This window comes from Bacillus sp. CH_70, from assembly GCF_038007045.1.
Classification (GTDB): domain Bacteria; phylum Bacillota; class Bacilli; order Bacillales; family Bacillaceae_G; genus Bacillus_A; species Bacillus_A cereus.
Window position 1 is genome coordinate 817,346 of record NZ_JBBOWL010000001.1, and the last position, 21,921, is coordinate 839,266.

The following is a 21,921-nucleotide window of genomic DNA, read 5'->3' on the forward strand; positions in this document are numbered from 1 at the left end:
ATGAGAAGATAGTTATGGAATGATAACCTTTTTAGATGTAAAAAGATATAAATGAGGTGAAATTTAATGAAATATCGATATAATTGTTACAAAATCAGTCGAAGCATGGAAAAAATTACGCCTTGATTTTCGTCTGTTACATAGTATTTTTGCAATAATAGGATTAGATAATAGCCTTAGTACCTATAAATAATGAAGAGTATTAGAGTGATAGTTGTAACGTGAAATATATATAATAGAAGAAACTCGATTTAATAGGTAAATAAAAAACGCAGGAGTGTAAACTCCTACGTTTTTGTTTATTCATATCGTAAACATTCAATTGGATCAAGTTTTGCAGCTTTGTTGGCTGGTAGTAGTCCGAATGCAATACCGATTAGCATTGAAATACCTACGGCAAGAAGTCCAAGTTCTTTTGAGACAACGAGTGGCCATCCAGCAAAGATTGAGACGATCCAAGCGAAGAAAATACCAAGCATGAATCCGATGAAACCACCAAGTCCTGTTAAAATACAAGATTCGATTAAGAATTGTGTTAATACTTTACCACGTGTTGCACCAAGTGCTTTACGAATACCAATCTCACGTGTACGTTCTGTTACAGATACGAGCATGATGTTCATTACACCGATACCACCAACAAGTAAGGAGATAGCAGCAATACCACCGAATACCATTTTCATCATACCGATTGATTCGTCTAGTTGTTTCGTAAATTCACCTAAATCTTGTGCTTCGAATTTGTGCTCAAATTTAGGAGCTTTCATTTCGTTTAAGACAGAAACAGCTTGTTTTTCTACACTTTTACGTTCTGTCGGAGAGGTCATTGTTAATCTTACAGAGTCATACTCAGTTACTCCTGAAATGACAGGCGCGTTTTCAAGTGACGTATAACCTTCAGGCATAGGCATTCCGAAGTCGTTTTTCGTTTCGTATACACCGACTATTTTATAAGGCTTTCCTTTTATATCTGTGTATTGGTTTGATTCCCAACCACTAAATAATTTGTTGAAAGCTTCTTCATTTAATATAACAGCAGGGATTGCTTGGTTTAGTTCACTGTCATTTAATTCACGACCGTGAACTAATTTTATTTTTGAATCTTTCATAAAGGCGCCTGTTCCACCTTTTAAATCAAGATTTACATCTTTTGAACCAGCAGATGCTTTTACTTTCATACTTACGTCTGGATATACATCTTTAACGCCTGGTACAGTTTGCAGACGGTTTAGCATATCAGGTGTGATTTTGGCACTATCTGTTCCGTAATCAGGGTTGTTGTAGTAAATCGTTACTTCATTATCTTTTCCTTGGCCTAATTCTTTTTTAAACTTTGCGTTTGTACCATCACCCATTGAGATGATAGTAATAATGGCACTAATACCGATAATAATACCTAACATTGTTAAGATAGAACGCATCTTATGAGCAAAGATAGAGGAAAGGGCCATGCGTATATTTTCACTCGTATTCAAAATTAACCTCTCCAATCTTGGACGATATTTCCGTCACGAATTACAATTTGACGTGCTGCAGCTTCTCCGATTTCACGATCATGGGTAATCATAATAATTGTTGAGCCTTGTTTATTTAATTCGTAAAAGAGGTCCATAATTTGTGTGCTTGTTTTCGTATCAAGTGCTCCCGTCGGTTCATCGGCTAAAATGAATTTTGGGTTATTTACGATTGCACGTGCAACAGCGACACGCTGCTTTTGCCCACCAGACAATTCGTTCGGTAAGTGAGTAGCGCGATCAGCTAAGCCTACTTTTGTTAAAGCAGCTAACGAGCGCTCACGTCTTTCTTTTTTATCGACTCCAGCGTAAATAAGAGGTAGCTCTACATTTTGAAGTGCTGTAAGTCTAGGTAATAACATGAAGTTTTGGAATACGAATCCGATTTCTTTATTACGTACGTGTGCAAGTTCTGTTTCAGACATGTTTGAAATGTTTTGACCAGCTAGTTCGTACGTACCTGTCGTCGGTTTATCTAAGCAACCGATAATGTTCATTAATGTTGATTTACCAGAACCAGAAGGTCCCATAATCGAAGTGAATTCTCCTTGGTTCAGTGTTACATCAATTCCGTGTAATATTTGAACGGACTCTGCACCATTTTGGAAGGATTTCGTGATGCCTTTTAAGTTAATCACTGGGCGACAACCTCCATACCATCTTTTAAGTCTTTTTCAGGCTTAGAGATAATTTCCTCTCCTTTTTTCACTCCAGAAACTTTTGCTTCGCTATCAGTCTCGAATTCAACAGTAACTGCTTGTTCTTTCGCTTTACCGTCTTTTACAACGAAGACAACATTTTTGTCACCTTTTTTCACGATACTGCTTTTCGGAACAATTGTACCAGTTGCTTCGCCAGATTTACTTGTTACGTAAACGTGGAATCCGTTTTGTAATTCGTCACTATTATCTAATGTGACAGTGAATTGATAGTTAGAAACAGTTTTATTTTCATCCATGCTCTTTAATGGTGTAGAACCGATTTCTGTTACTTTTCCTGCCCAAGTCTTACCAGCGACAGTTTTTGATGAAACAGTTACTTCTTGCCCAACTTTCATACTAGCAAGCTCATATTCAGAAAGTTGACCTTTTACTTTAAATTGACCAGCGTGACGAAGAGTAACTCCGCTCATACCTGTTTTTTCGTCAGCAGTTTTCACGATATCATCAATTACGCCATCAGCAGGACTTGTTACAGAAAGAGTGTTTACTTTCTCTTTTGCTGTTTTAATCATTTCATCAGCTTTTTCAACTTCAAACTTTTTCATTTCAAGTTGTGATTCTAATTGCCCAACTTCAGCTTCTGATGCTTTTAATGCTTCAGCAGGAAGGCCTGAATTTTTATCTTTTTGTAATTTTTGTTTCGCCGCATCAATTTGTTTTTGGAACAACGTTACTTCTTTTTGTGCGATTTTCTTTTGCATTTCTGCTTCTGTTACCCCTTGTTTAGCAGTCGGGTCATTGTATTTAAATAGAAGCTGACCTTTTTTCACTTCATCGCCTTTTTTTACAGCTAATTCATATGTTCCTTTTGTTGGATCGAATGAAATAGTTTCAATTCCATTTGGAATAACTTCGCCACCAAATTTTTGCGCGTTTTGGATTTGTTTTTCGGTTACTTTATATCCGCTATATGCCATTGCTACATCTGAACCGCCCCCAGCAAATGCAAAGTATGATCCAGCTGCAATTCCGATTGCTACTACACTAGTAATTAACACTTTATTTTTCTTCTTCATCTATTTATCACCTTTTCGTTCGTTTTAGTATCTACATTAAGTATAGAAGAGGTGAAGAATCTGACAAATCGTTTTAGCTTACAATAACCTTACAGTTTTGTAAGGTATGAATATGTAAATGTAAGGTAGAGGTTGTCCTAGTGTAAGCAAATGAATTGACTCGTCGTTTCTTTCTTACAATAATATTGTATGGAGGAAAGGAGGAAGGAAGATGGAAGCTTATTTTAGCGCACACCCATTAAAACCATTTATTCCATACTCAAGGCAACATGCCCTTATATTATTTATTATGTTGGTGGGGATATTTTTTCTGTATCAATACCAAGATGTATTACGTCAAAGTGAGTGGAATATAACGGTTCGATATGCAATTGCATTTTTATTTATAGGTAGTGAAATTGGGCTTCATATGTGGGAGTGGAAAGCGGGGATTTTTGAGCTAGCTACTTCATTACCGTTTGAATTATGTACGATTAGTTTATTATTAGCGTCGATTATGATCGTAACGAAAAGTTACCGCATATATGAGATTGTATTTTTCACGGGAATTATTGGTGCATCACAAGCTATTTTAACGCCAAACTTGCAGTATGCTTTTCCGCATTTTCGTTTCATTGAATATTTTATCGCGCATATATTGCTCATTTGGGCACCACTCTTTATGACTTGGGTGGAAGGATATCGTCCGACAGTACAATCTATTAAACGCACAATGATATTTTTAAACATATTGATTCCAATTGTTTCGTTTGTAAATTACAAAACAGGTGGTAATTATATGTTTTTAGCTCATAAGCCAGAAACAGCTTCATTACTTGATATGTTAGGGCCGCATCCTTACTATATTATTTCATTAGAAATAGCTGCGCTTATTGGATGTTTGGTTTTGTATATGCCGTTTGCGAAAAGAGAAAGGCATGCGCATAAGGAATCACTAGGATCATAGCCTAGTGATTTTTCACTCTTAAAATATTTACAATTCAGAAAATTAAGAATAATATTAGAGAGTAAATTATATAAAGAGAGAAGGGAAAACGTGGTCAAAAAATTTTTTCTGAATGGGATGGAAGTGACGTTTCAATTTCTTATTTCGATTTTGGGTATTATTTGTTTAGGGACATTGCCGAAACTATTTTATGGATTTGAGCTGCATGCATCACAGTACATAAAGAGTTTACAAGAAGTGTTTGTGAATTTAATGGACATCTCCAATTTTAAATATGTGGGAGATAAATTTTTATTTCCACAGTTGTTTGTCCATTATAAAGAAACAATTATTATATTTTTAGCTGCTTTTTTCATTTCATTATTTGTAGCATTTTGTATTGTTTATGTAATTATGAGTAGTTCACCGCGTATACAACATCGAATTAAATCATTTCTTATCTTCCTAGAATCCATTCCAGATATCCTTCTTATTTTAGTATCACAAATTTTAGTTGTATGGTTTTTTAAACAAACAGGTTTTTTACCTTTTCAAATTGCTTCAATTGGAGGCGAGTCGATTAGGGGGTTGCCAATCGTGTGTTTGAGCATCCCGACTACGATTATGTTTGTAAAAATGGTCGTGCTTCGTTTTGAAAATGAACTAGAAAAAGATTATGTACTATTTGCTAAGGCGAAAGGGCTGGGGCGCTTTCATATTTTAAATCGTCATATTTTACGAAATGTGTTGCTTAGTACATTATTCTTTGCGAAAACGAATATCTTTTTTATGTTATCTAATTTATATATTATAGAATGGATTTTTAATACGGGTGGTATTTTTATGTTTTTGAAATCGTATTTTGGTATTAGAGTTGAGGTTTTCATCGTTAGTGTGCTTCTTATATATATTCCGATTTTTATTTTATTTAAATTGTTTCATTATCTCATTCCGGCTGCGATGAAGGAGAGATTATAATATGTGGACGTATATAAAACGTGATAAAAGATTTTGGATAAGCATTGGGTTTCTTCTCCTATTAGTTCTTTTGAGCATCGGAAATACGTTATGGAATGATGGACATATTAGACAAGTTACATTGCAATATGATGCGGATGAAAATCCACAAGTGCCACCGTTTCCACCTTCATTACAATTTTTACTCGGGACAGACCGGAAAGGGTATGACCTGTTACATTTAGTCATTGAGGGCGCGAAGTGGACGATTGGTATATCTATTTTAATTGCGGCACTTAGAATGGTAATAGGTGTGTTTTTCGGTGTCGTACTCGGAACGTATATAAAAAGAGGATTTTCAAAAATTGAGGCTTTCTTTGATAGTTTTACAGTTATTCCGACAGTTATGATTGCGTATTTTTTTCTTCAATCTGCAAATACATTTGGAAGCGGAGAGGAGACAACAACCTTTTTTGAAAGGGCTTCGTTTCAAGTGGTATTACTTGTACTGCTTGTAATGCCAGTTATTGCACTGTATGTGGCGAAGGAAGTTCGTAAATTGCGAACGGAAGAATTTGTTGATGCCGCGCGCATATTAGGTGGATCGAGAAGGCATATTGTTATAAAGCATATTTTCCCGCATCTCTATATGACGTTTATACTTGTATTTTTTCAGCAGTTTACGCAAACTCTTACTATTTTACTGCACTTAGGATTACTGGAAATATTCTTTGGCGGAACAGTTCAGTTTTTAGGACCGATAGAAGAAATAGACTCTTACACACATGAATGGTCAGGTTTAATTGGAGTCTATTTTAGATCATTAACAGTGAATCCATGGATCCCTCTCGTTCCGATTACATTTTTTGGACTTACTATTTTTTCAGGAAATATGATTGTAAAAAGTATCGAAGAGGCGATGATGAAAGTAAGGTTAGGAGGAGAGCTAAAGAAGGATGTTGTAGAAGAGGGACAATCTGTTGTGCAGTCGAAAGAAGAGTTATTTACTTTTAAGCATACGGTGTGAAAATAAAAAGAAGCAAGCATGTATTTCATGCTTGCTTCTTTTCTTTATTTTGTAGAAACTTCGCCTTCAGCTTCTGTTTGCGGAATAAAGTATCCGATTATACCACCAATTATTGCTGGAACGATCCAGCCGATTCCTAAGTTATAAAAAGGAATCGTGTGTACGATATTAGCGATAAAACTTGGTATCATTCCCACATTATCAAGTGCGTGAATACAGCTAATAATAAATGCTGCGATCATTGCTCCGATGTAGACAGAAGGTTTACGTTTCGTATATTTATCGATAAATGATACGAAAACTAAAATGATCGTAATTGGGTACAAAATAATTAATACAGGTAGTGTGATTTTAATTAATAAGCTTAATCCTAAGTTTGAAATAACGAAACTAAAGATACAAACGTATAGCACAAGCTTTTTGTATGAAACATTTGTTAGCACTGTTGTGAAGTAATTTGCAAATGCACTTACAACACCAATTGCCGTTGTTAAACAAGCGAAGATAATGGCGATACTTAATAAAATATTACCGCTTGTCCCAAAGAATTGATACATAACAGTAGCTAATAGTTGACCACCGTTTTCGAATTGCCCTAAGTTCCCGTTTGAAGCTCCGATATAACCGAGTAAGAAGTAAACAATTGTTAAGAATAGAGCAGCAATGCTTCCGCAAATGATTGTATATTTTGCGATAGATTTCTTCTCTTGTATACCGTTTTGACGAATTGCATTTACAACAATTGTTGATAGTACGAGAGCGCCAATTGCATCTAACGTTAAAAATCCTTCAAGAAATCCTTTGAAAAACGGGATGTCTTTATAGTCACCGATAGGCTCTGCAAACGTTCCTGGTGAAAGAATCGCTTTTGTTGCCATAATTGCAATAATTACAAGTAAAATTGGCGTTAATATTTTACCGATATGATCTACTAGCTTGGATGGATTTAATGATAAGAAGTAAACGACTGTAAAGAAAATCGCACTAAAAACTAACATAGAATACCATTGATCCGGGAAAAGTGGTGCAATCCCGATTTCATAAGATACAGATCCAGTTCGTGGAATAACAAATAGTGGGCCGATTGAAAGATAAATAATGATAGCGAATACTGCTGCGAATTTTGGATGAACACGGCTCGCTAAAGTGTTAAAACTACCACCAGCAAGGGCAACAGCAACGATAGCAAGTAAAGATAAACCGACGTCTGTAATAATAAATCCTGTAATAGAAACCCACATATTTTCTCCGGAAGAAAGACCGAGAAGGGGCGGGAAAATCATATTACCAGCACCGAAGAAAACTGCGAATAGTAATAAACTAATCGAAAGTATTTGCGCTGGTTTTAAAGTTGTACGCATATAAAGAAAATCCTCCTAATGAGTGTTTTTGTCGAAAATTCAAATAATTTGTCGAGTAACTGTTATTATTTTAAAGGTCTGATGACTAGAAAGCAATAGGGAATTTTGAAAATATTAAAAAATAATGCATTAAATCGAATAAATATACTATTTATATGTTTAATAGGAAGGATTTAACTTTTAACATAAAAAAACACATATCGCTAGGATACGTGTATTAAAAATATATTTTTCTATCGCGTTCTTCTTTTAAAATTTCAACCGCTTCTCGGAAACGTTGTGAATGGACAATTTCTCGTTCGCGTAAAAAGCGTAAACTGTCATTTATATCGGGATCGTCAGATTGGTTAATAAGCCATTGATATGTGGCACGCGCTTTTTCTTCAGCAGCAATATCTTCGTATAGGTCGGCAATTGGATCACCTTTAGCTTGTATATAGGTTGCAGTAAATGGAACGCCAGCTGCGTTATGGTAATGAAGTGCGCTGTCATGGTCAACGTAATGAGGATCGAGACCAGCTGCCTTCATCTGTTCAGGAGTCGCATCTTTTGTCAGCTTATAAACCATCGTAGCAATCATTTCAAGATGTGCAAATTCTTCTGTACCAATATCGGTAAGGAGGCCAATGACTTTATCTGGAATTGTATAGCGCTGATTTAAGTAACGTAGTGCAGCGGCTAATTCTCCATCTGCACCACCGTATTGCTCAATTAATAATTTTGCAAGTGCTGGATTACAAGTTCCTACTTTAACAGGGTATTGTAATTTTTTTTCATAAATCCACATAGTTTCTCTCCTTTATATTTGCCATGGCCAAGGACCTTTACTCCATTCCCAAGGGGCATTAGAATAGCTATTTCCATATTGTTGAAGCGGTCCATATTTTTCTTCCATTTGTTGTTTTAATACTCTTCGTTTATAGGAAAAGTCATTAAATTGATTAATAGCTGCTGTATCGTCTGGGTGGGTGTCTAAGTAAAGTGTTAGTTCCACTAATACAAAGTCTAATTCTTGGAGATTCTCTAAAAGTCGATAATATTCTTCTGGTAGTGGTTGATTCACGTCAGTAGTCACCGCCCTTTTTTATAAGGATTTTCGTAATAATCATAAAAAACAGGCCATAAAGTTCCTTTTTGTAGTGCTTCTTTGGGTGAGAACTGTGGTAAATTTGGCGGTTGAAAACCTAAATATAAATTAGGAGGGGTAGAGTAATATTTTTTTCCAATAGGAGGACAAGGATCTTGAGGGCTATGATATGGCACATATGATTTCATGTATTTATCCATTAATAAACCTCCTCATATCTTCATCACTACGTATTGTATTCAGACATAATAGGCATTTATGACACATATAAAAAGGTAATAGGTACAGGGGGAATGAATGTGGAGCAATGTATTATATTAGAAGTGAAAAATTTAAAGGAAACTTTGTATTTTTACGAAGGGATTTTAGGAATAAGACCTAGTTTAGAAAGACCTCAATTGGATGTAACAGGGGTTTGGTATGATTCTGATTCAAAGAGAATTAGTTTTGTTATGAATCGCATGTTAGGGGGACGAGAGAAGAGTTTTACGAATTCATGCGCTGGTTTAACATTTTCAATTTCTAACATAGAGAATTTAAAGAAGAGGTTAGTGTTTTATAAAATTGCATATACAGAAAACAAAAGTGAGAAGAGTATTGTAGTACAAGACCCAGATGGATATAAACTTCAAGTGATAGAGAAGGATGAATAAACGGAGGCGATTTAGTGGAGCGGAATTATGAAGAAAGTGCGTTGTTTGAGCATCAATTTTGGCTAAGGGTGCTTACTGATCATTCGCAATTTTTACTTGATGCATTAGCTCCGAAGGAAAAAGAAGATATAAAGAAGGCCACATATTTTCTTGAAACATTTATGAATCTTTTAAATAAAGTTCATAATGTGAATCTCATTGCATTTTCAAAAGAGGCAGAACGGGCCGCAAAGGAAATACGAACGTTTAAATTAAGTATTATACAGAAACAACTCGAGGGAAAAATAACTATTCATTTTACGCCAACTTTCATCAATCATATGGTAAACGAAGTAGAAGAATATATAACGGTGTTAGAATTTTTAAAGAAAGGAGAAGTTCCGCCTGTTTTTCATGAATTACATTATCATCTCGTTTGGTTAACGGATGCGGCTGGTCATGCAGGCTCTATTTCTGGTGGATTAGATCTTGTTGAAAAAAGATTGAAAGAGAAGAGTGAAGAATTTACGAAGCACTTTGAACAATTTTACTTAAAGGCAGTTGAGATGACAGGTTATTTACGGACAGAGCTTCATCATTTTCCTGCATTAAAGAAGTTTACAAAAGATGTTTCACTTGAGTTAAAATTATTTTCGCATTTTCTCCATGAGGTTGAAGAGATGGAGTTATCGAATGAAATATTAAGTGCGTTATCTGCTAGAATGGCGGATCATATGGCAAGAGAAGAATGTTATTACTTATTAAAATTAGCACAATCTTCTGGACTTGAGATGCCAAAATGTAATCCGCTTTAAAGAAAAAAGAGGTCAATTTTATTTGGCCTCTTTTTCTGTTTTATTGTCTCTTTTTATTTTTGCTTGTTCAATACTTGCCTGTAATGTCTCCATAATATTGATGATGTTTGGAGCAGGAGAGATGGTTTCGGTTTTTTCCTGTTGTTCAATTTTATTTTCGATTAATTCGGTAAGAGCTTCTTTATATTCATCTGTATATAACTCTTGTTCGAAAGGATTTGTAAGATGGTGGATTAAATTGATTGCTGCTGTGAGTTCTTGTTTTTGAATCGGATAATTTTCATTACTTGGTAAGTTAGGTGTATTTGTTATATCGCGAATTTCATTAGGGTAGTGAATAGTTTGTAATATAAGCCCATCTTCAAAGTTACGGATAATAGCTAAATGTTGTTTTTTTCTAATGGAAATATGGATAAGACCAAGTTTATTCGTACGTTCAAGAGCTTCTTTTAATAATAAATACGATTTTTCATGTCCTGAGGTAGGGCCTATAAAATAAGAACGATCGTAGAGAACAGAATCAATTTCGTTATTTTGGACAAAAGATATAATACGAATAGATCTTGGTTCGTGAGCTTTTTGCAACTCAGCTAATTCTTTTTCATCCATAATAATGTACTTATGAGGTGCGTATTCATAGGCTTTTACAATATCTTTATCATCAATTTCTTCATCCGTACAATCAGGAGAAAATTTTTTATATTTAATAGGTGTTAAGCATTCTTTATGAAGACTTAAAAATTTTATATCGTTTTCTTCTACGGCACTGTATAGTTTGATTCCTATATTTAATAGTCCAAGTGAAAGTGCGCCTTTCCATACGGTATGCAAATGAAACATCTCCTTTCATTCAAAAACGATTATGTATATTATGAGATAGTAAGAAATTTCCTATACGTTTATTTATTTTTAGTAAAGAGTAAGCGAGAGAGCTTGAGATATAAAATATATTGACAAGCCCCCCAAAATATTTTAATGTGATTGTATAAAATTGTGTATATAAAGGGGAGTAACTTATTACAGTAAAGTCGTCATTACAGGGAGAAACCCTCGGCTTTATTGGCAACGTTTCGTTGTTAGTGAGACCTTTACCAGCAATGGTAAAGGCCCCTTATTGTCTTTTTTAGGACCCTTACCATGTTTGGTAGGGTCCTTTTTGTATACAAAGAGAGGAGATATAAAAATGAAAAAACTTATTAGTAGATTAAGAGTTGTATTTCATGTTCGCCGATTTGTTCCATTCCTATTTGACTTTTTCACTTCAAAAGAGGTTTCAATAAAGAAGAAAATTTTATCTATTGCGTTTTTAGTTGGTTATGTTGCGATGCCGCTTGATTTAATTCCAGACTTCTTACCGTTTATTGGTATTTTAGATGATATTGGAATTGTGTTATTTATTTTGAACCGAATTGTAAAAATGGCGCCAGTTCAATTACAAGAAAAGCATAACGTAAACGTAGGATAGGAGTTGAGGTTGAAAATATGGAGCAAATTATTTTAGATATAATCGAATTTTTAAAGCAGTTTTCTTATTTTGGAGTTGTGTTAGCATTAACGTTTGAATTTATTCCGGCAGAAGTAGTTTTGCCCATGGTTGGGTATTGGGTATACGAGGGTGATATGAATTTTTGGCTTGCTGTACTAGCCGGAACGCTTGGCGGAACGACTGGACCGTTAACGTTATACGCACTCGGCTATTACGGTGGCCGTCCTCTATTAATAAAATACGGGAAATACTTCTTCATTAAAGAAGAACAAATTCAAAAAGCAGATGATTTCTTCGAGAAATATGGACCGGTTGTAGCATTTGTTGGACGCTTTGTACCGGGAGTTAGAACGCTTATTTCTGTTCCATGTGGTATGGCGAAAATGAACATATGGAAATTTAGTATATATACATTTGTAGCAATGTTCCCGTTAACGACTTTGTATGTTTATTTTGGAATGAAATTAGGTCCGCATTGGGAAAAAGCAGCAGATGTTGTTGGGCAATATATGCTACCAATATTAGGAGGCGTTATTCTTATCGTTGCTAGTATCTTTGTCTATAAATATATGAAGAAAAGAAATAAAACGGAATCTATTTAGTCATTTGAATATTTTTTGAAAATAGATGAATAGTACAGGCAAAAGACTCTGAGGGACATACACATATAGGGAATATAAAAGAGAGAGGGGAAACAACTATGTCTTGTGAGTGCTCAGGGTCAGCATTAACTTGTTGTCCAGATAAAAATTATGTGCAAGATAAAGTGTGTAGTCCGTGGTCTGCTACTGTAGTTGCAACAGCAATTGATAATGTTCTCTATACAAATAATATTAACCAAAACGTAGTTGGTACTGGTTTTGTTAAATATGATGTTGGACCAGGCCCAATTACTGTAGAAGCGCTTGATTCTGCTGGGGGTACAATTGATACACAAACATTAAACCCAGGAACGAGTATTGCTTTTACGTATCGTCGCTTTGATAGTATACAAGTTGTGTTACCTGCAACACCTGCTGGAACGTATCAGGGAGAATTTTGTATTACAACACGTTATCCACTTTCATAGCAGAATAGGAGAGGATCGAAATGGGAATGAGAAGTTCCAGTTTGTCTTGTTGTTCTAATAAAACACTTGTGCAAGACCAAGTATGTACAGACTGGTCTATTACAGGTGCTGGTACTCAAATTGTATATACAAATAATATCACGCAAGAAGTATATGGTTCAGGTTACGTGAAATATGATGTAGGAGCCAACCCGATTACAGTTGATTTTTTAGTAGGTGCAACAGTAGTTGATACAATTACTGTACAACCACAAAGCAGTGGTACTTTCACTGTCCGATATTTTACTACTGTCCGAATTACTACGACAGGAACGACTGTTAATCAAGGAGAGTTTTGTATTACAGTACGTTATCCAATCTCATAAAAAGCATACCGTAAATGGTATGCTTTTTTTTAGAAAGTAATGAAATTGGTATTCTATAAGCAACATGTAAATTCGCAACAGTACTTGCCTTCTAAATATAGTGAAGGATTACTTGTTATATTGATAATATTGACCGACTGTAAGTCTTTTCCTGTGTACGATATTGTATTGCCAGGAAACACAGTGAAAATATTGGTTACTGTTCCAACGATTTGAATTGTAATTGCTTCGGTGCTGCTAGTACTATTGTAAACCGAGACAGTACCTGATATAAGTAGTATCCCATCACTTTGCCATAGTATCATTGATTGTGATGCATCTTTGGCAGAGGGGATGGTGTTATTAGTTATGAGGAAATTCCCTGCAAATTCATTTGTTACTCGCTCGCAATTTGGATTTGGAGGAGGGGGCGGTGGACAAGGGTCTGGACAAATAATAGATAAAGGAGCGAAACAGCCGATATTTTTTTTATTCTTCAATACAACCCCTCCTTTTAAGTTGTCTTTTACTACTATTAAATGTAAAAGCATGGCCGATGTGTTAAAAAAAGAAGGAAATATTAAAAATTAAGATTGTCTAATAGGCTTAAATCTTAACTTATCATTAGCGTTATAGAAAAGATTATATGTGAATAGTCATAGGAAAAGAATGATCAGACTCTTTTAGACAAAAGGTGGTTGTATACAATAGTACGAGGAATGTTGGACTTAATTTCTAATTAACTGTATATTTACAAAAATCTAATAAAGTTCATTTGTTATTTAAACGACATTAACATGTATTAGATAAAATAGCCCTTGTAATGAATCAATTATTATGAGGAGGATTCACGTGGACAGAAATGCTCTAAGAAAAGTAAAAGGCCTTATTGGATTATTAATGGTTTTTGTATTAGCGTTCGTATCATTTCCGTGGAGTACATCAGTCAAGGCGGAAGAGAAAAAGCAAGAAAAGGCATCAAGTGAGAAGAAGATAGTTTTTCCAGTTGTAAGTGATGTGCATATTAAAAATAGTGGAACAGATGATACGTTTCGCTGGAAAAGAGCGATCGAACAGTTTAATACATTAGCACCGAAGCAAGATGCATTTGTTATTGTAGGTGATTTCACGGATACAGGATCGGTGCAGCAATATGATCGTTTCATGCAAGTGTACAATGAAAATGCAAATAAAGATGCTGTGCGAATGAATTCTCTTGGTAACCATGATTATTGGAACGGTTTATCTGTAGAAGGTGCGCAGAAGCGTTTCTTAGAAAAAACAGGTATGGAATCAATTTATTATCATAAAGTGGTAAAAGGTTATCACTTCCTTGTTATGTCTCCAGAGAATGGAACAACTCATGGATATTATTCAGACAAGCAAATTAATTGGTTAAAAGAAGAAATGGCAAAAGCGCAAAAAGATGATCCAGAAAAACCGATTTTTGTATTTTTACATCAACACATTAAAGAGACAGTATACGGTAGTCATGAATGGGGAACACAAGATAGCGCAAAAATTAATGCGGTATTAAAAGAATACCCACAAGTTATTACGTTTTCAGGTCATTCACATTATCCATTAGATGATCCGAGATCGATACATCAAAAAGACTTTACATCAGTTGGTACATCTTCAGTGAGTTATATGGAAGTTGAAGGTGGTAAAGTACAAGGGAATATCCCGCCAGGAGCTAGTACGTTAAGCCAAGGTTTATTAGTAGAAGTAGATGATGAAGAAGTAACGATTAATCGCCGTGATTTCCATACAAATTCTTGGACAGGCGAGCCTTGGAAAATTAAATTACCAGCAAAGAAAGAAACATTTACACATGTGGAAGATCGTGATAAAGAAAAGCCTTACTTTGCTAAGGATGCAAAGCTTGCTGTATCAAATGTAACAGAAAATGCGGCAACAGTAACATTCCCGCAAGCATTGGACAACCTCCTTGTTCACTCTTACCGTGTACAAGCTAGAGATAAGCAAACGGGTGAAATAAAAAATAAATTGTTAGCATTCTCAGAGTTTTATCGTGATCCAGTGCCGAAAGACCTTACGTTTACGCTTGCAGGGTTAGATGGCGGGAAAACATATACACTTGAAGTAGTTGCGATTGATTCATTTGGCAATGAAACCGCGCAGCCGTTAACTGCGGAAATTACTACGAAAAAAGATAATATTGATCCGAATGTGAAAGTACCAAAAGCTGATGTTTTCGATGTAAACTTTGCAGATGGTACATTTAAAGACAATTCACCATTTGGTACAAAAGGTGATGTGAAGGGCAATGTGACTATTGAATATGATAAAGCATTGAAAAAGAATGTTATGAAGTTAAACGGGCAATCTAATACATTTGGATACCTTCCATTTTCAGCAGCACAAAAAGAGAAAGTAGCAAATACATTTACGCTAGAAACGGTATTTTCAATGAATCAAATCCGTGGCCAAGGTATTTTGCAAAATACAGAGAGCGGCGGAATTGGATTTGAGTCTACAGGAAGTGGATATGTTGAATTATGGGCTCACATTGGCGGCAGCTATAAACGTGTTGGAGTTCAATTAGAAGCGAACAAAACGTATCACTTAACAGGAACGTATAACGGAAGTGAAGTGGCAATTTACGTAGATGGTAAAAAAGTAAATAGCCAGCCAGCTACTGGGAAAGTGTATCATCCAAACGTACCATTTGCATTTGGAGCGGATCCTGATAGTAACGGAAATGGTGGTATTCCGTTAAATGGACAAATTGCGCTTGCGAAATTATATAGTAAAGCGTTAAGTTCTTCAGAAGTATTAGCAGCGTACAATGAGTTCTCTAACCGTACGAAGTTAGAGCAAGTAACTGCGTTATTTGAAGAGCTTGGAAAAGTAAAGGAAGTGCTAGCTGGTACGTATGGATTTGGTGATAAACCAGGTCAATATTCAAAGGAAGCATTTCAAGAACTAGAGAAAAGCTATAATAATGCAAAACAAGTGTTTGAAAATGTAGGGAGTACGGGAGAGCAAATCGTTCAAACATATAACGAATTAAAAACAGCTAATGTAACATTTGTACAATCTAAAGTAGTAGAACAACCGAAAACACCGAAAGAAAAATTACAAATCAATATTGAATCTGCAAAAGCAGTAGTGAAAAAAGCGCAAGATGCAAATGTAACGGATGGTTCAGTGAAATCACTGAGTCAAAAAATTACAGTGGCCGAAGCTGTAGTGAAAGATGTAAAAGTAAAAGATGCACAGGTAGAAACGATGAATCGTACATTAGAGCATGCGGTTTCACTCGTTGAAAAAAGTATGAACAAATAAGAGAGAGGAAAAGAAGCTTATCATGATAGGCTTCTTTTTTGTTATACTAAAATTAGTATAGAATGAAGGAGCGAATAATTTGGAAGAGAAAAAGCTAAAAAGAATTCTTGAATATGTATGGATCGCGGTTGTGCTCCTTGTAGGATATTATTTCTTAAAAGAAAAAAGTATATGGGTTCTATTTTTAATGACGTTTTTATTAGCGGGTTTAGGCACGTTATTTATTAATTTCTTCTTTGATAGTTTAAATGCATGGAAGAAGAAAAAGAAGGGAACGAAGTAAAGGAGGGAATATATGCAAAAGTGGAAGCTCATATATCAGGTGATTATTTTCCTATTGCTTGTAGGTATTGGAATTGTTAAATACGCAACGCCAATAGGAAATTGGGCATGGTTGACAGCTTGCATTGGCATATTTTTCATTTTACAATCGTTAACGAAAAAATATAATAGTACAGAAAAATAGCTCGCCGCTAAAACGGCGAGCTATTTTATTATGCTTTTTTCTTTTCATCATTCGTTTTTTCGGTAGCTAAGTGACTATGCTTTCTAGAGTAGAAGAAATAGAAGCATAAGCCGACTATAAGCCAAACTGCAAAGCTAATCCATGTTGTTTTAGACAAATTGATCATTAAATATAAGCAGCAAAGAATCGCGACAACTGGTAATACAGGTACGAAAGGTGTACGGAATCCACGTTTTAAATCAGGGTGTGTTTTTCGTAAAATAAGTACAGCGCAGCAAACGAATGTAAAGGCTGTTAACGTACCGATGTTTACTAAATTCGCTAGCAAATGTAAATCTAAAAGCCCTGCTAATAAAGCGGCAACAACACCAGTAATCCACGTATTTAATAAAGGGATTTTTACTCTTTTATTTACACGTGCTAGCGCTTTTGGAAGTAGACCGTCACGGCTCATCGCATACGAAACACGAACTTGTCCATACATAACGACTAAAAGGACGGTTGTCATTCCAGTCATCGCTCCAACAGCGAGTAGTCCTGCAATTGTGTCCTCACCAACGAAATGCAATGCAAATGCAACTGGATCAGAAACGTCTAATTGCGTATAAGGAACCATACCTGTTAAAACGAAAGATACGATCATATATAAAACAGTACAAATAAGAAGAGAACCGATAATACCAATTGGTAAGTCACGCTGCGGTTTTTTCGTTTCTTCTGCAGCGGTTGCGATTGCATCAAAACCTAAAAAGGCGAAGAATACAGTGGCAGCTCCGGTAATAATACCGTCGTATCCGAATGGAATGAACGGTGTCCAGTTTTCAGGCTTTACATATTTTGCGCCTGCTACGATAAAGGCAATGATAACAGCTAGTTTAATAAGAACCATAATATTATTAATGCGTGCACTTTCACGTATACCAAAACTTAAAAGGCCAGTAATAAGAAGTAAAATGCAGACAGCTGGTAAATCGATGAGACCACCTTTTCCTACGCCGGGGGCCGAGGCGATTATGGCGGGCAGGTGTATATTGAATCCTTGTAGTAATGATTGCAAATAACCAGACCAACCGACAGCTACTGCTGCAACGGCAAGTAAATATTCGAGCATTAAACACCATCCGACGATGAAGGCGACGACTTCTCCGACTGTCATGTATGCGTAAGTATACACACTTCCTGAGACAGGAATAGAAGAAGCAAATTCAGCATAACAAAAGGCTACACAAGCACAAGTAAATGCAGCAATAAGGAATGATAGCATAATACCAGGACCAGAATGTTTTGCTGCAACAATACCTGTTAATACAAAGATCCCTGTCCCAATTACGGCGCCGATCCCTAAAAACGTTAAATCGAGTGCAGTTAATGTTCTATCTAGCTGCTTTGGTGATTCAGTACTAAGCGCTTTTTTTCGTAATAATGACTTCACTTTGGACTCTCCCCCCGTTTTTTCATTTCCATAACTGCGACTATAGTATGAGCCCATTAAAAAAGAGTAAGTAAGTGGAGGTGCAGTTATGGTATGTAGTTTTTTAAAATTGCTGGATTAATCTTAATATAATTCAGAATATTTTGTCAAATAAAAATATGACAAATAAAATGCGGATCAATAGGGGAAACTACTTGCAGAAATGGACGGGGGTTAACGACCCACTGATTAAAGTTAAAGTAGGAGCAGATGCTATGTTATTTTATTTTGAACTTGTCGTCATTTTACTTTGTACGAAATTAGCTGGTGACATTAGTGTGAGACTTGGTCAGCCTTCTGTACTTGGTAAGTTAATTGTCGGTATTATTATCGGTCCAGCTGTACTCGGTATTATTAATAGTTCTGAACTAATTGATGAACTGAGTGAGATTGGCGTTTTGTTACTTATGTTTATGGCGGGACTTGAAACGGATTTAGAAGAGTTAAATCGGAATTTGAAATCGTCATTTGCAGTAGCGGCTGGTGGAATTATTTTTCCTTTCATCGGTGGTTATGTAACAGGATTGCTGTTTGGATTAATACAGTCCCATGCCATTTTTTTAGGGTTATTACTTTGCGCAACATCGGTTAGTATTACGGTGCAGACGCTACGTGATCTAGGAAAAATGAATACGAGAGAAAGTACAACAATTTTAGGTGCTGCTGTATTTGATGATGTCATTGTCGTTATTTTATTGGCATTTGTAATGAGTTTTTTAGGAACACAAGATGTAAATATAACACTTGTCATTGTAAAGAAAATTATTTTCTTTGTAAGTATTGTTTTTATTGCTTGGAAAGTCGTTCCTTGGATTATGAAAATGCTTGTCCCGCTTCGTGTAACAGAAGCGTTAATTAGCGCGGCTCTTATTATTTGCTTTTCTTTTTCTTATTACAGTGAAATGATGGGAATTGCAGGTATTATTGGAGCGTTTGCAGCGGGAATTGCTATTTCTCAAACAGAGTATAAGCATGAAGTGGAACATAAAATTGAACCGATTGCTTATGCAATATTTGTTCCAGTATTCTTCGTAAGTATCGGAATGGAAATTACATTTCAAGGCATTGGAAGCCAGCTTTGGTTCATTATTATTATGACCCTCATTGCAATTTTCACAAAGTTAATTGGATCAGGTTTAGGAGCGAGATTGACAGGTTTTAATCTCCAATCTTCTATTAGTATTGGCGCGGGGATGGTATCACGTGGTGAAGTAGCGCTTATCATCGCAGCAAATGGACTTACGGCGAATTTATTAGCGAAAGAAAATTTCACAGCGATTGTTATTGTTGTTATATTGACGACGATTATTACACCGCCACTTTTGAAGAAATATTTTGTATAGAGAGGAAGGGCTTATCGGATGTAGGTAAGCTCTTTTTTTATTCCCAAAAGCAATGATCATATAGCATGAAGGGTTTGTAATTATGGTAAAATCTATGTATGTGATATGACAAGGAGAGGGAAGTGTGAAGATTACGAAGGAGAAGGTTATCGGTGTAATCGTACTTATTGCAGTATGTATACCATTTACTGCATGGAAAGAATCAAAAGTGAAAGATTTTCCGGTTTCTATTTTTTCGGAAGAAGCAGATGGTGAGTACGGTCAGAAGCTGAAATATACTGCTTTTTTACCTGATGTTGCGATTTGGATGAACGGTTGGAAAGAGAAGTGGACAGAAGGAGAAAGAACTGTTTATCAAAAAGGGAATCGCATTGTAAATGTGTTTCATCCTCCTGGCGATGATGGTTTTTACCTTCTTGAAGCAAGAGAAAATAAGTGAACGCAGCCGTAAGAAGTGGAGGTTAAATAGTGAAAGCTTCAACATTACTATTTAAAATTGAAAGTAATATGGATCAATTTTCACCAGCTGAGAAGAAGGTTGCCATGTACATAATGGAGAATGCAGAGATTGTTCCGAACTTAACGACGAAAGAAGTGTCAACGAATGCAGGCGCAAGTGAAGCGAGTGTCGTTCGCTTTTGTAAATCGATTGGAATCGGAAGTTTTAAAGCATTTAAGATAGCACTCGTTCGTGAATTAACGATTGCTGATTATAATATTAACGATTTTTCAGTGATGAATACAGAAGATGGACCGTATGATTTATTTAATAAAGTTACTTATGTGAATAAAGCTGCAATTGAGGCGAGTGTTACTGCAATAGATAAGAGGGAACTTGAGAAAGCTGCAGATCTTATTGTAAATGCGAATAAAATTATATTTTACGGAGTAGGCGGATCAGCTACGCCAGCAATGGACGGGGCTTATAAATTTACGCGGCTTGGATTTACAGCGATGATGCTATCTGATTTTCATATGATGTTGCCGCTTGTGACGAATTTAAAAGAAGGCGATATATTTGTTGCGATTTCAACATCTGGTCGAACGAGAGATGTGCTTGAAATGGCGCAGTATGCAAAGAGACAAGGTGCAACTGTTATTGGAATTACGAAGCTAGATCAATCATCCCCCTTATATAAAGAAGCGGACATTCGTCTTTGTATGCCAGATGTAGAACAAGATCATCGTATTGCGAGTATTGCTTCGAGAATGACACAATTGAATATGATCGATGCTTTATATGTTATTACTTTCAATCGAATTGGTAATAAAGTATTGGATCAATTTATGGAGACGCGAGAAGAAGCGTTGCGGTTACGGAAGTTAAAGTAGAAGAAAAGATGAGGAGACTCATCTTTTTTATTATCTTTGACACAAATATGTCATGTTGTGAAATTTTATTTCATAAAATAAGAAAGAGTTATTGATTTTTAGTTTCTTAAAGTTATAATAAAAGTGTGAAATATAATTTCAAAGAGGGTGGAAATATGTTAGAAAATTTATCGACAGAACATCGTAATGAGAAAACAATGAATCTGGATGAAATGAGCATAAAAGAAGTGTTGCAAAGTATGAATGAAGAAGATCGAACTGTTGCGTTAGCAGTTGAAAAAGAGATAGAACAAATTGAAAAGGTTGTACAGACTGTTATTCAATCTTTTGAAGAAGAGGGACGTTTAATTTATATTGGTGCTGGTACGAGTGGTCGTTTAGGTATTCTAGATGCAGTGGAATGTCCGCCGACATTTGGCACGGATGATAAAATGGTGCAAGGGTTTATAGCAGGTGGATTGAAAGCGTTTACTAAAGCGGTGGAAGGTGCCGAAGATCGCGAAGAGTTAGCGGAAGAAGATTTAAAAAGTATTGGATTAAATGAGAAAGATACAGTGATTGGCATTGCTGCAAGTGGCAGAACTCCTTACGTAATTGGCGGCTTGAAATACGCACAGAGCGTAGGAGCGAGTACAGCGAGTATTTCTTGTAATAAAAATGCTGAAATAAGTAAATATGCAAAGTTAAATGTGGAAGTAGAGACAGGTGCAGAAATATTAACAGGATCAACGCGTTTAAAAGCTGGTACAGCACAAAAATTAGTGCTGAATATGATTTCAACAGCTTCGATGATTGGTGTAGGAAAAGTATATAAAAACTTAATGGTAGATGTTCAATCCACAAATGAAAAGTTAGTAGAACGGTCAAAACGAATTATTGTGGAAGCAACAGGCGCTAGTTATGAAGTAGCGGCAGAGTATTATGAAAAGGCAGAACGTAACGTAAAAGCTGCCATTGTTATGGTGTTGTTGCAGTGTGAGTATGGGGAAGCACTGGAGAAACTAAAATACGCAAAAGGGTTTGTGAAGAAAGCACTATAAAG

At 35.7% G+C, this 21,921-nt stretch carries 27 protein-coding genes; 17 read left to right on the plus strand and 10 right to left on the minus strand.

Translation table 11 applies throughout. The features are described 5' to 3' along the window. Positions 1-299: 299 nt before the first annotated feature. From N2V79_RS04150 to N2V79_RS04160, 3 genes are read right to left on the minus strand one after another with little or no spacing between them, the layout of a single operon-like run. Positions 300-1,451, minus strand: a complete 1,152-nt coding sequence (locus N2V79_RS04150; RefSeq protein ID WP_423249793.1) for an ABC transporter permease — start codon at positions 1,449-1,451, stop codon at positions 300-302. A gap of 26 nt (positions 1,452-1,477) precedes the next feature. Next, on the minus strand, positions 1,478-2,152 hold the full coding sequence (locus N2V79_RS04155; protein ID WP_000609100.1) for an ABC transporter ATP-binding protein: 675 nt from the start codon (positions 2,150-2,152) through the stop codon (positions 1,478-1,480). Next, positions 2,149-3,252 carry an efflux RND transporter periplasmic adaptor subunit gene (locus N2V79_RS04160; protein ID WP_000728804.1) on the minus strand — a complete coding sequence of 368 codons (1,104 nt, stop codon included), beginning with the start codon at positions 3,250-3,252 and terminating at the stop codon, positions 2,149-2,151. Before N2V79_RS04160 ends, N2V79_RS04155 begins: the two co-directional genes overlap by 4 nt. Positions 3,253-3,463: 211 nt before the next feature. On the opposite strand from N2V79_RS04160, the gene N2V79_RS04165 reads away from it, so the two are divergent. The 3 genes from N2V79_RS04165 to N2V79_RS04175 all read left to right on the plus strand — a co-directional run bounded on the left by N2V79_RS04165 (position 3,464) and on the right by N2V79_RS04175 (position 6,161). Then, entirely contained in the window at positions 3,464-4,198 is a 735-nt protein-coding gene (locus N2V79_RS04165) for a YwaF family protein (protein WP_000388700.1), read from the plus strand. A 90-nt stretch (positions 4,199-4,288) separates the two neighbouring features. Next, positions 4,289-5,155, plus strand: coding sequence for an ABC transporter permease subunit (locus N2V79_RS04170; RefSeq protein ID WP_069355049.1), 867 nt, complete (start codon positions 4,289-4,291; stop codon positions 5,153-5,155). 1 nt (position 5,156) lies between these two features. Next, positions 5,157-6,161 (plus strand): ABC transporter permease, encoded by a 1,005-nt coding sequence (locus tag N2V79_RS04175; protein ID WP_069355050.1) that lies wholly within the window; start codon positions 5,157-5,159, stop codon positions 6,159-6,161. Between the two features lie 44 nt (positions 6,162-6,205). Here N2V79_RS04175 and brnQ2 read toward each other — a convergent pair whose 3' ends face one another. The 4 genes from brnQ2 to N2V79_RS04195 form a co-directional block, all read right to left on the minus strand. After that, positions 6,206-7,522, minus strand: a complete 1,317-nt coding sequence (gene brnQ2 / locus N2V79_RS04180) for a branched-chain amino acid transport system II carrier protein BrnQ2 (RefSeq protein ID WP_161114510.1) — start codon at positions 7,520-7,522, stop codon at positions 6,206-6,208. 217 nt (positions 7,523-7,739) lie between these two features. Next, the gene (cotJC, locus tag N2V79_RS04185) at positions 7,740-8,309 is read right to left on the minus strand and encodes a spore coat protein CotJC (RefSeq protein WP_000265278.1); all 570 of its coding nucleotides are present in this window, start codon (positions 8,307-8,309) and stop codon (positions 7,740-7,742) included. Positions 8,310-8,321: 12 nt separating this feature from the next. Then, positions 8,322-8,585, minus strand: coding sequence for a spore coat protein CotJB (gene cotJB / locus N2V79_RS04190; protein WP_001075543.1), 264 nt, complete (start codon positions 8,583-8,585; stop codon positions 8,322-8,324). 8 nt (positions 8,586-8,593) lie between these two features. After that, complete coding sequence (locus tag N2V79_RS04195) at positions 8,594-8,809, minus strand: spore coat associated protein CotJA (protein ID WP_000362188.1); 216 nt, start codon at positions 8,807-8,809, stop codon at positions 8,594-8,596. A 33-nt stretch (positions 8,810-8,842) separates the two neighbouring features. On the opposite strand from N2V79_RS04195, the gene N2V79_RS04200 reads away from it, so the two are divergent. Beyond that, the gene (locus N2V79_RS04200) at positions 8,843-9,262 is read left to right on the plus strand and encodes a VOC family protein (RefSeq protein WP_140155568.1); all 420 of its coding nucleotides are present in this window, start codon (positions 8,843-8,845) and stop codon (positions 9,260-9,262) included. Between the two features lie 14 nt (positions 9,263-9,276). Next, positions 9,277-10,056, plus strand: a complete 780-nt coding sequence (locus N2V79_RS04205) for a DUF2935 domain-containing protein (protein ID WP_064532595.1) — start codon at positions 9,277-9,279, stop codon at positions 10,054-10,056. A gap of 18 nt (positions 10,057-10,074) precedes the next feature. Here the strand turns inward: N2V79_RS04205 and ku are convergent, their stop codons facing one another. Next, the gene (gene ku / locus N2V79_RS04210) at positions 10,075-10,887 is read right to left on the minus strand and encodes a non-homologous end joining protein Ku (protein ID WP_064532597.1); all 813 of its coding nucleotides are present in this window, start codon (positions 10,885-10,887) and stop codon (positions 10,075-10,077) included. Positions 10,888-11,239: 352 nt separating this feature from the next. On the opposite strand from ku, the gene N2V79_RS04215 reads away from it, so the two are divergent. From N2V79_RS04215 to N2V79_RS04230, 4 genes are all read left to right on the plus strand, one after another. Further along, positions 11,240-11,521: a YkvA family protein gene (locus N2V79_RS04215; RefSeq protein ID WP_000733844.1), complete on the plus strand. Its 282-nt coding sequence runs from the start codon at positions 11,240-11,242 to the stop codon at positions 11,519-11,521. 17 nt (positions 11,522-11,538) lie between these two features. Continuing rightward, positions 11,539-12,144, plus strand: a complete 606-nt coding sequence (locus N2V79_RS04220; protein ID WP_000435017.1) for a DedA family protein — start codon at positions 11,539-11,541, stop codon at positions 12,142-12,144. A gap of 98 nt (positions 12,145-12,242) precedes the next feature. Then, positions 12,243-12,611 (plus strand): DUF3992 domain-containing protein, encoded by a 369-nt coding sequence (locus tag N2V79_RS04225; RefSeq protein ID WP_001277540.1) that lies wholly within the window; start codon positions 12,243-12,245, stop codon positions 12,609-12,611. 20 nt (positions 12,612-12,631) lie between these two features. Continuing rightward, positions 12,632-12,976, plus strand: coding sequence for a DUF3992 domain-containing protein (locus N2V79_RS04230; protein ID WP_000525819.1), 345 nt, complete (start codon positions 12,632-12,634; stop codon positions 12,974-12,976). A 53-nt stretch (positions 12,977-13,029) separates the two neighbouring features. Here the strand turns inward: N2V79_RS04230 and N2V79_RS04235 are convergent, their stop codons facing one another. Further along, the gene (locus N2V79_RS04235) at positions 13,030-13,413 is read right to left on the minus strand and encodes an S-Ena type endospore appendage (protein WP_231009435.1); all 384 of its coding nucleotides are present in this window, start codon (positions 13,411-13,413) and stop codon (positions 13,030-13,032) included. Between N2V79_RS04235 and N2V79_RS04240 the strand changes: the two genes are divergently transcribed. From N2V79_RS04240 to N2V79_RS04255, 4 genes are all read left to right on the plus strand, one after another. Beyond that, positions 13,298-13,546 (plus strand): hypothetical protein, encoded by a 249-nt coding sequence (locus N2V79_RS04240; protein ID WP_043924624.1) that lies wholly within the window; start codon positions 13,298-13,300, stop codon positions 13,544-13,546. The two genes, N2V79_RS04235 and N2V79_RS04240, sit on opposite strands and share 116 nt — an antisense overlap. Before the next feature lie 261 nt (positions 13,547-13,807). Next, a complete protein-coding gene (locus tag N2V79_RS04245) occupies positions 13,808-16,267 on the plus strand; it encodes a LamG-like jellyroll fold domain-containing protein (protein ID WP_161114512.1) in 2,460 nt (819 codons plus the stop codon). A 79-nt stretch (positions 16,268-16,346) separates the two neighbouring features. Then, positions 16,347-16,550 carry a hypothetical protein gene (locus N2V79_RS04250; RefSeq protein WP_000391504.1) on the plus strand — a complete coding sequence of 68 codons (204 nt, stop codon included), beginning with the start codon at positions 16,347-16,349 and terminating at the stop codon, positions 16,548-16,550. Between the two features lie 12 nt (positions 16,551-16,562). After that, positions 16,563-16,733 (plus strand): hypothetical protein, encoded by a 171-nt coding sequence (locus tag N2V79_RS04255; protein ID WP_084745984.1) that lies wholly within the window; start codon positions 16,563-16,565, stop codon positions 16,731-16,733. A gap of 28 nt (positions 16,734-16,761) precedes the next feature. Here N2V79_RS04255 and N2V79_RS04260 read toward each other — a convergent pair whose 3' ends face one another. Further along, the gene (locus tag N2V79_RS04260; protein WP_153592908.1) at positions 16,762-18,222 is read right to left on the minus strand and encodes an amino acid permease; all 1,461 of its coding nucleotides are present in this window, start codon (positions 18,220-18,222) and stop codon (positions 16,762-16,764) included. A gap of 101 nt (positions 18,223-18,323) precedes the next feature. On the opposite strand from N2V79_RS04260, the gene N2V79_RS04265 reads away from it, so the two are divergent. The 4 genes from N2V79_RS04265 to murQ all read left to right on the plus strand — a co-directional run bounded on the left by N2V79_RS04265 (position 18,324) and on the right by murQ (position 21,919). Beyond that, entirely contained in the window at positions 18,324-19,547 is a 1,224-nt protein-coding gene (locus tag N2V79_RS04265; protein ID WP_061113410.1) for a cation:proton antiporter, read from the plus strand. Positions 19,548-19,671: 124 nt separating this feature from the next. After that, positions 19,672-19,986: a hypothetical protein gene (locus N2V79_RS04270; protein ID WP_000704960.1), complete on the plus strand. Its 315-nt coding sequence runs from the start codon at positions 19,672-19,674 to the stop codon at positions 19,984-19,986. Between the two features lie 29 nt (positions 19,987-20,015). Continuing rightward, positions 20,016-20,879, plus strand: coding sequence for a MurR/RpiR family transcriptional regulator (locus N2V79_RS04275; protein WP_000648171.1), 864 nt, complete (start codon positions 20,016-20,018; stop codon positions 20,877-20,879). Positions 20,880-21,034: 155 nt separating this feature from the next. Further along, positions 21,035-21,919 carry an N-acetylmuramic acid 6-phosphate etherase gene (gene murQ, locus N2V79_RS04280; RefSeq protein WP_340719595.1) on the plus strand — a complete coding sequence of 295 codons (885 nt, stop codon included), beginning with the start codon at positions 21,035-21,037 and terminating at the stop codon, positions 21,917-21,919. Positions 21,920-21,921: the final 2 nt, after the last annotated feature.

Coding starts and splice junctions, on each gene's coding strand:
- N2V79_RS04265 (WP_061113410.1), top strand. CDS start 18,324: ATGACAAATAAAATGCGGATCAATAGGGGAAACTACTTGCAGAAATGG.
- N2V79_RS04255 (WP_084745984.1), top strand. CDS start 16,563: ATGCAAAAGTGGAAGCTCATATATCAGGTGATTATTTTCCTATTGCTT.
- N2V79_RS04230 (WP_000525819.1), top strand. CDS start 12,632: ATGGGAATGAGAAGTTCCAGTTTGTCTTGTTGTTCTAATAAAACACTT.
- N2V79_RS04150 (WP_423249793.1), bottom strand. CDS start 1,451: ATGGCCCTTTCCTCTATCTTTGCTCATAAGATGCGTTCTATCTTAACA.
- N2V79_RS04160 (WP_000728804.1), bottom strand. CDS start 3,252: ATGAAGAAGAAAAATAAAGTGTTAATTACTAGTGTAGTAGCAATCGGA.
- N2V79_RS04195 (WP_000362188.1), bottom strand. CDS start 8,809: ATGGATAAATACATGAAATCATATGTGCCATATCATAGCCCTCAAGAT.
- murQ (WP_340719595.1), top strand. CDS start 21,035: ATGTTAGAAAATTTATCGACAGAACATCGTAATGAGAAAACAATGAAT.
- N2V79_RS04215 (WP_000733844.1), top strand. CDS start 11,240: ATGAAAAAACTTATTAGTAGATTAAGAGTTGTATTTCATGTTCGCCGA.
- N2V79_RS04165 (WP_000388700.1), top strand. CDS start 3,464: ATGGAAGCTTATTTTAGCGCACACCCATTAAAACCATTTATTCCATAC.
- N2V79_RS04220 (WP_000435017.1), top strand. CDS start 11,539: ATGGAGCAAATTATTTTAGATATAATCGAATTTTTAAAGCAGTTTTCT.
- N2V79_RS04175 (WP_069355050.1), top strand. CDS start 5,157: ATGTGGACGTATATAAAACGTGATAAAAGATTTTGGATAAGCATTGGG.
- N2V79_RS04260 (WP_153592908.1), bottom strand. CDS start 18,222: ATGGGCTCATACTATAGTCGCAGTTATGGAAATGAAAAAACGGGGGGA.
- cotJC (WP_000265278.1), bottom strand. CDS start 8,309: ATGTGGATTTATGAAAAAAAATTACAATACCCTGTTAAAGTAGGAACT.
- N2V79_RS04225 (WP_001277540.1), top strand. CDS start 12,243: ATGTCTTGTGAGTGCTCAGGGTCAGCATTAACTTGTTGTCCAGATAAA.
- brnQ2 (WP_161114510.1), bottom strand. CDS start 7,522: ATGCGTACAACTTTAAAACCAGCGCAAATACTTTCGATTAGTTTATTA.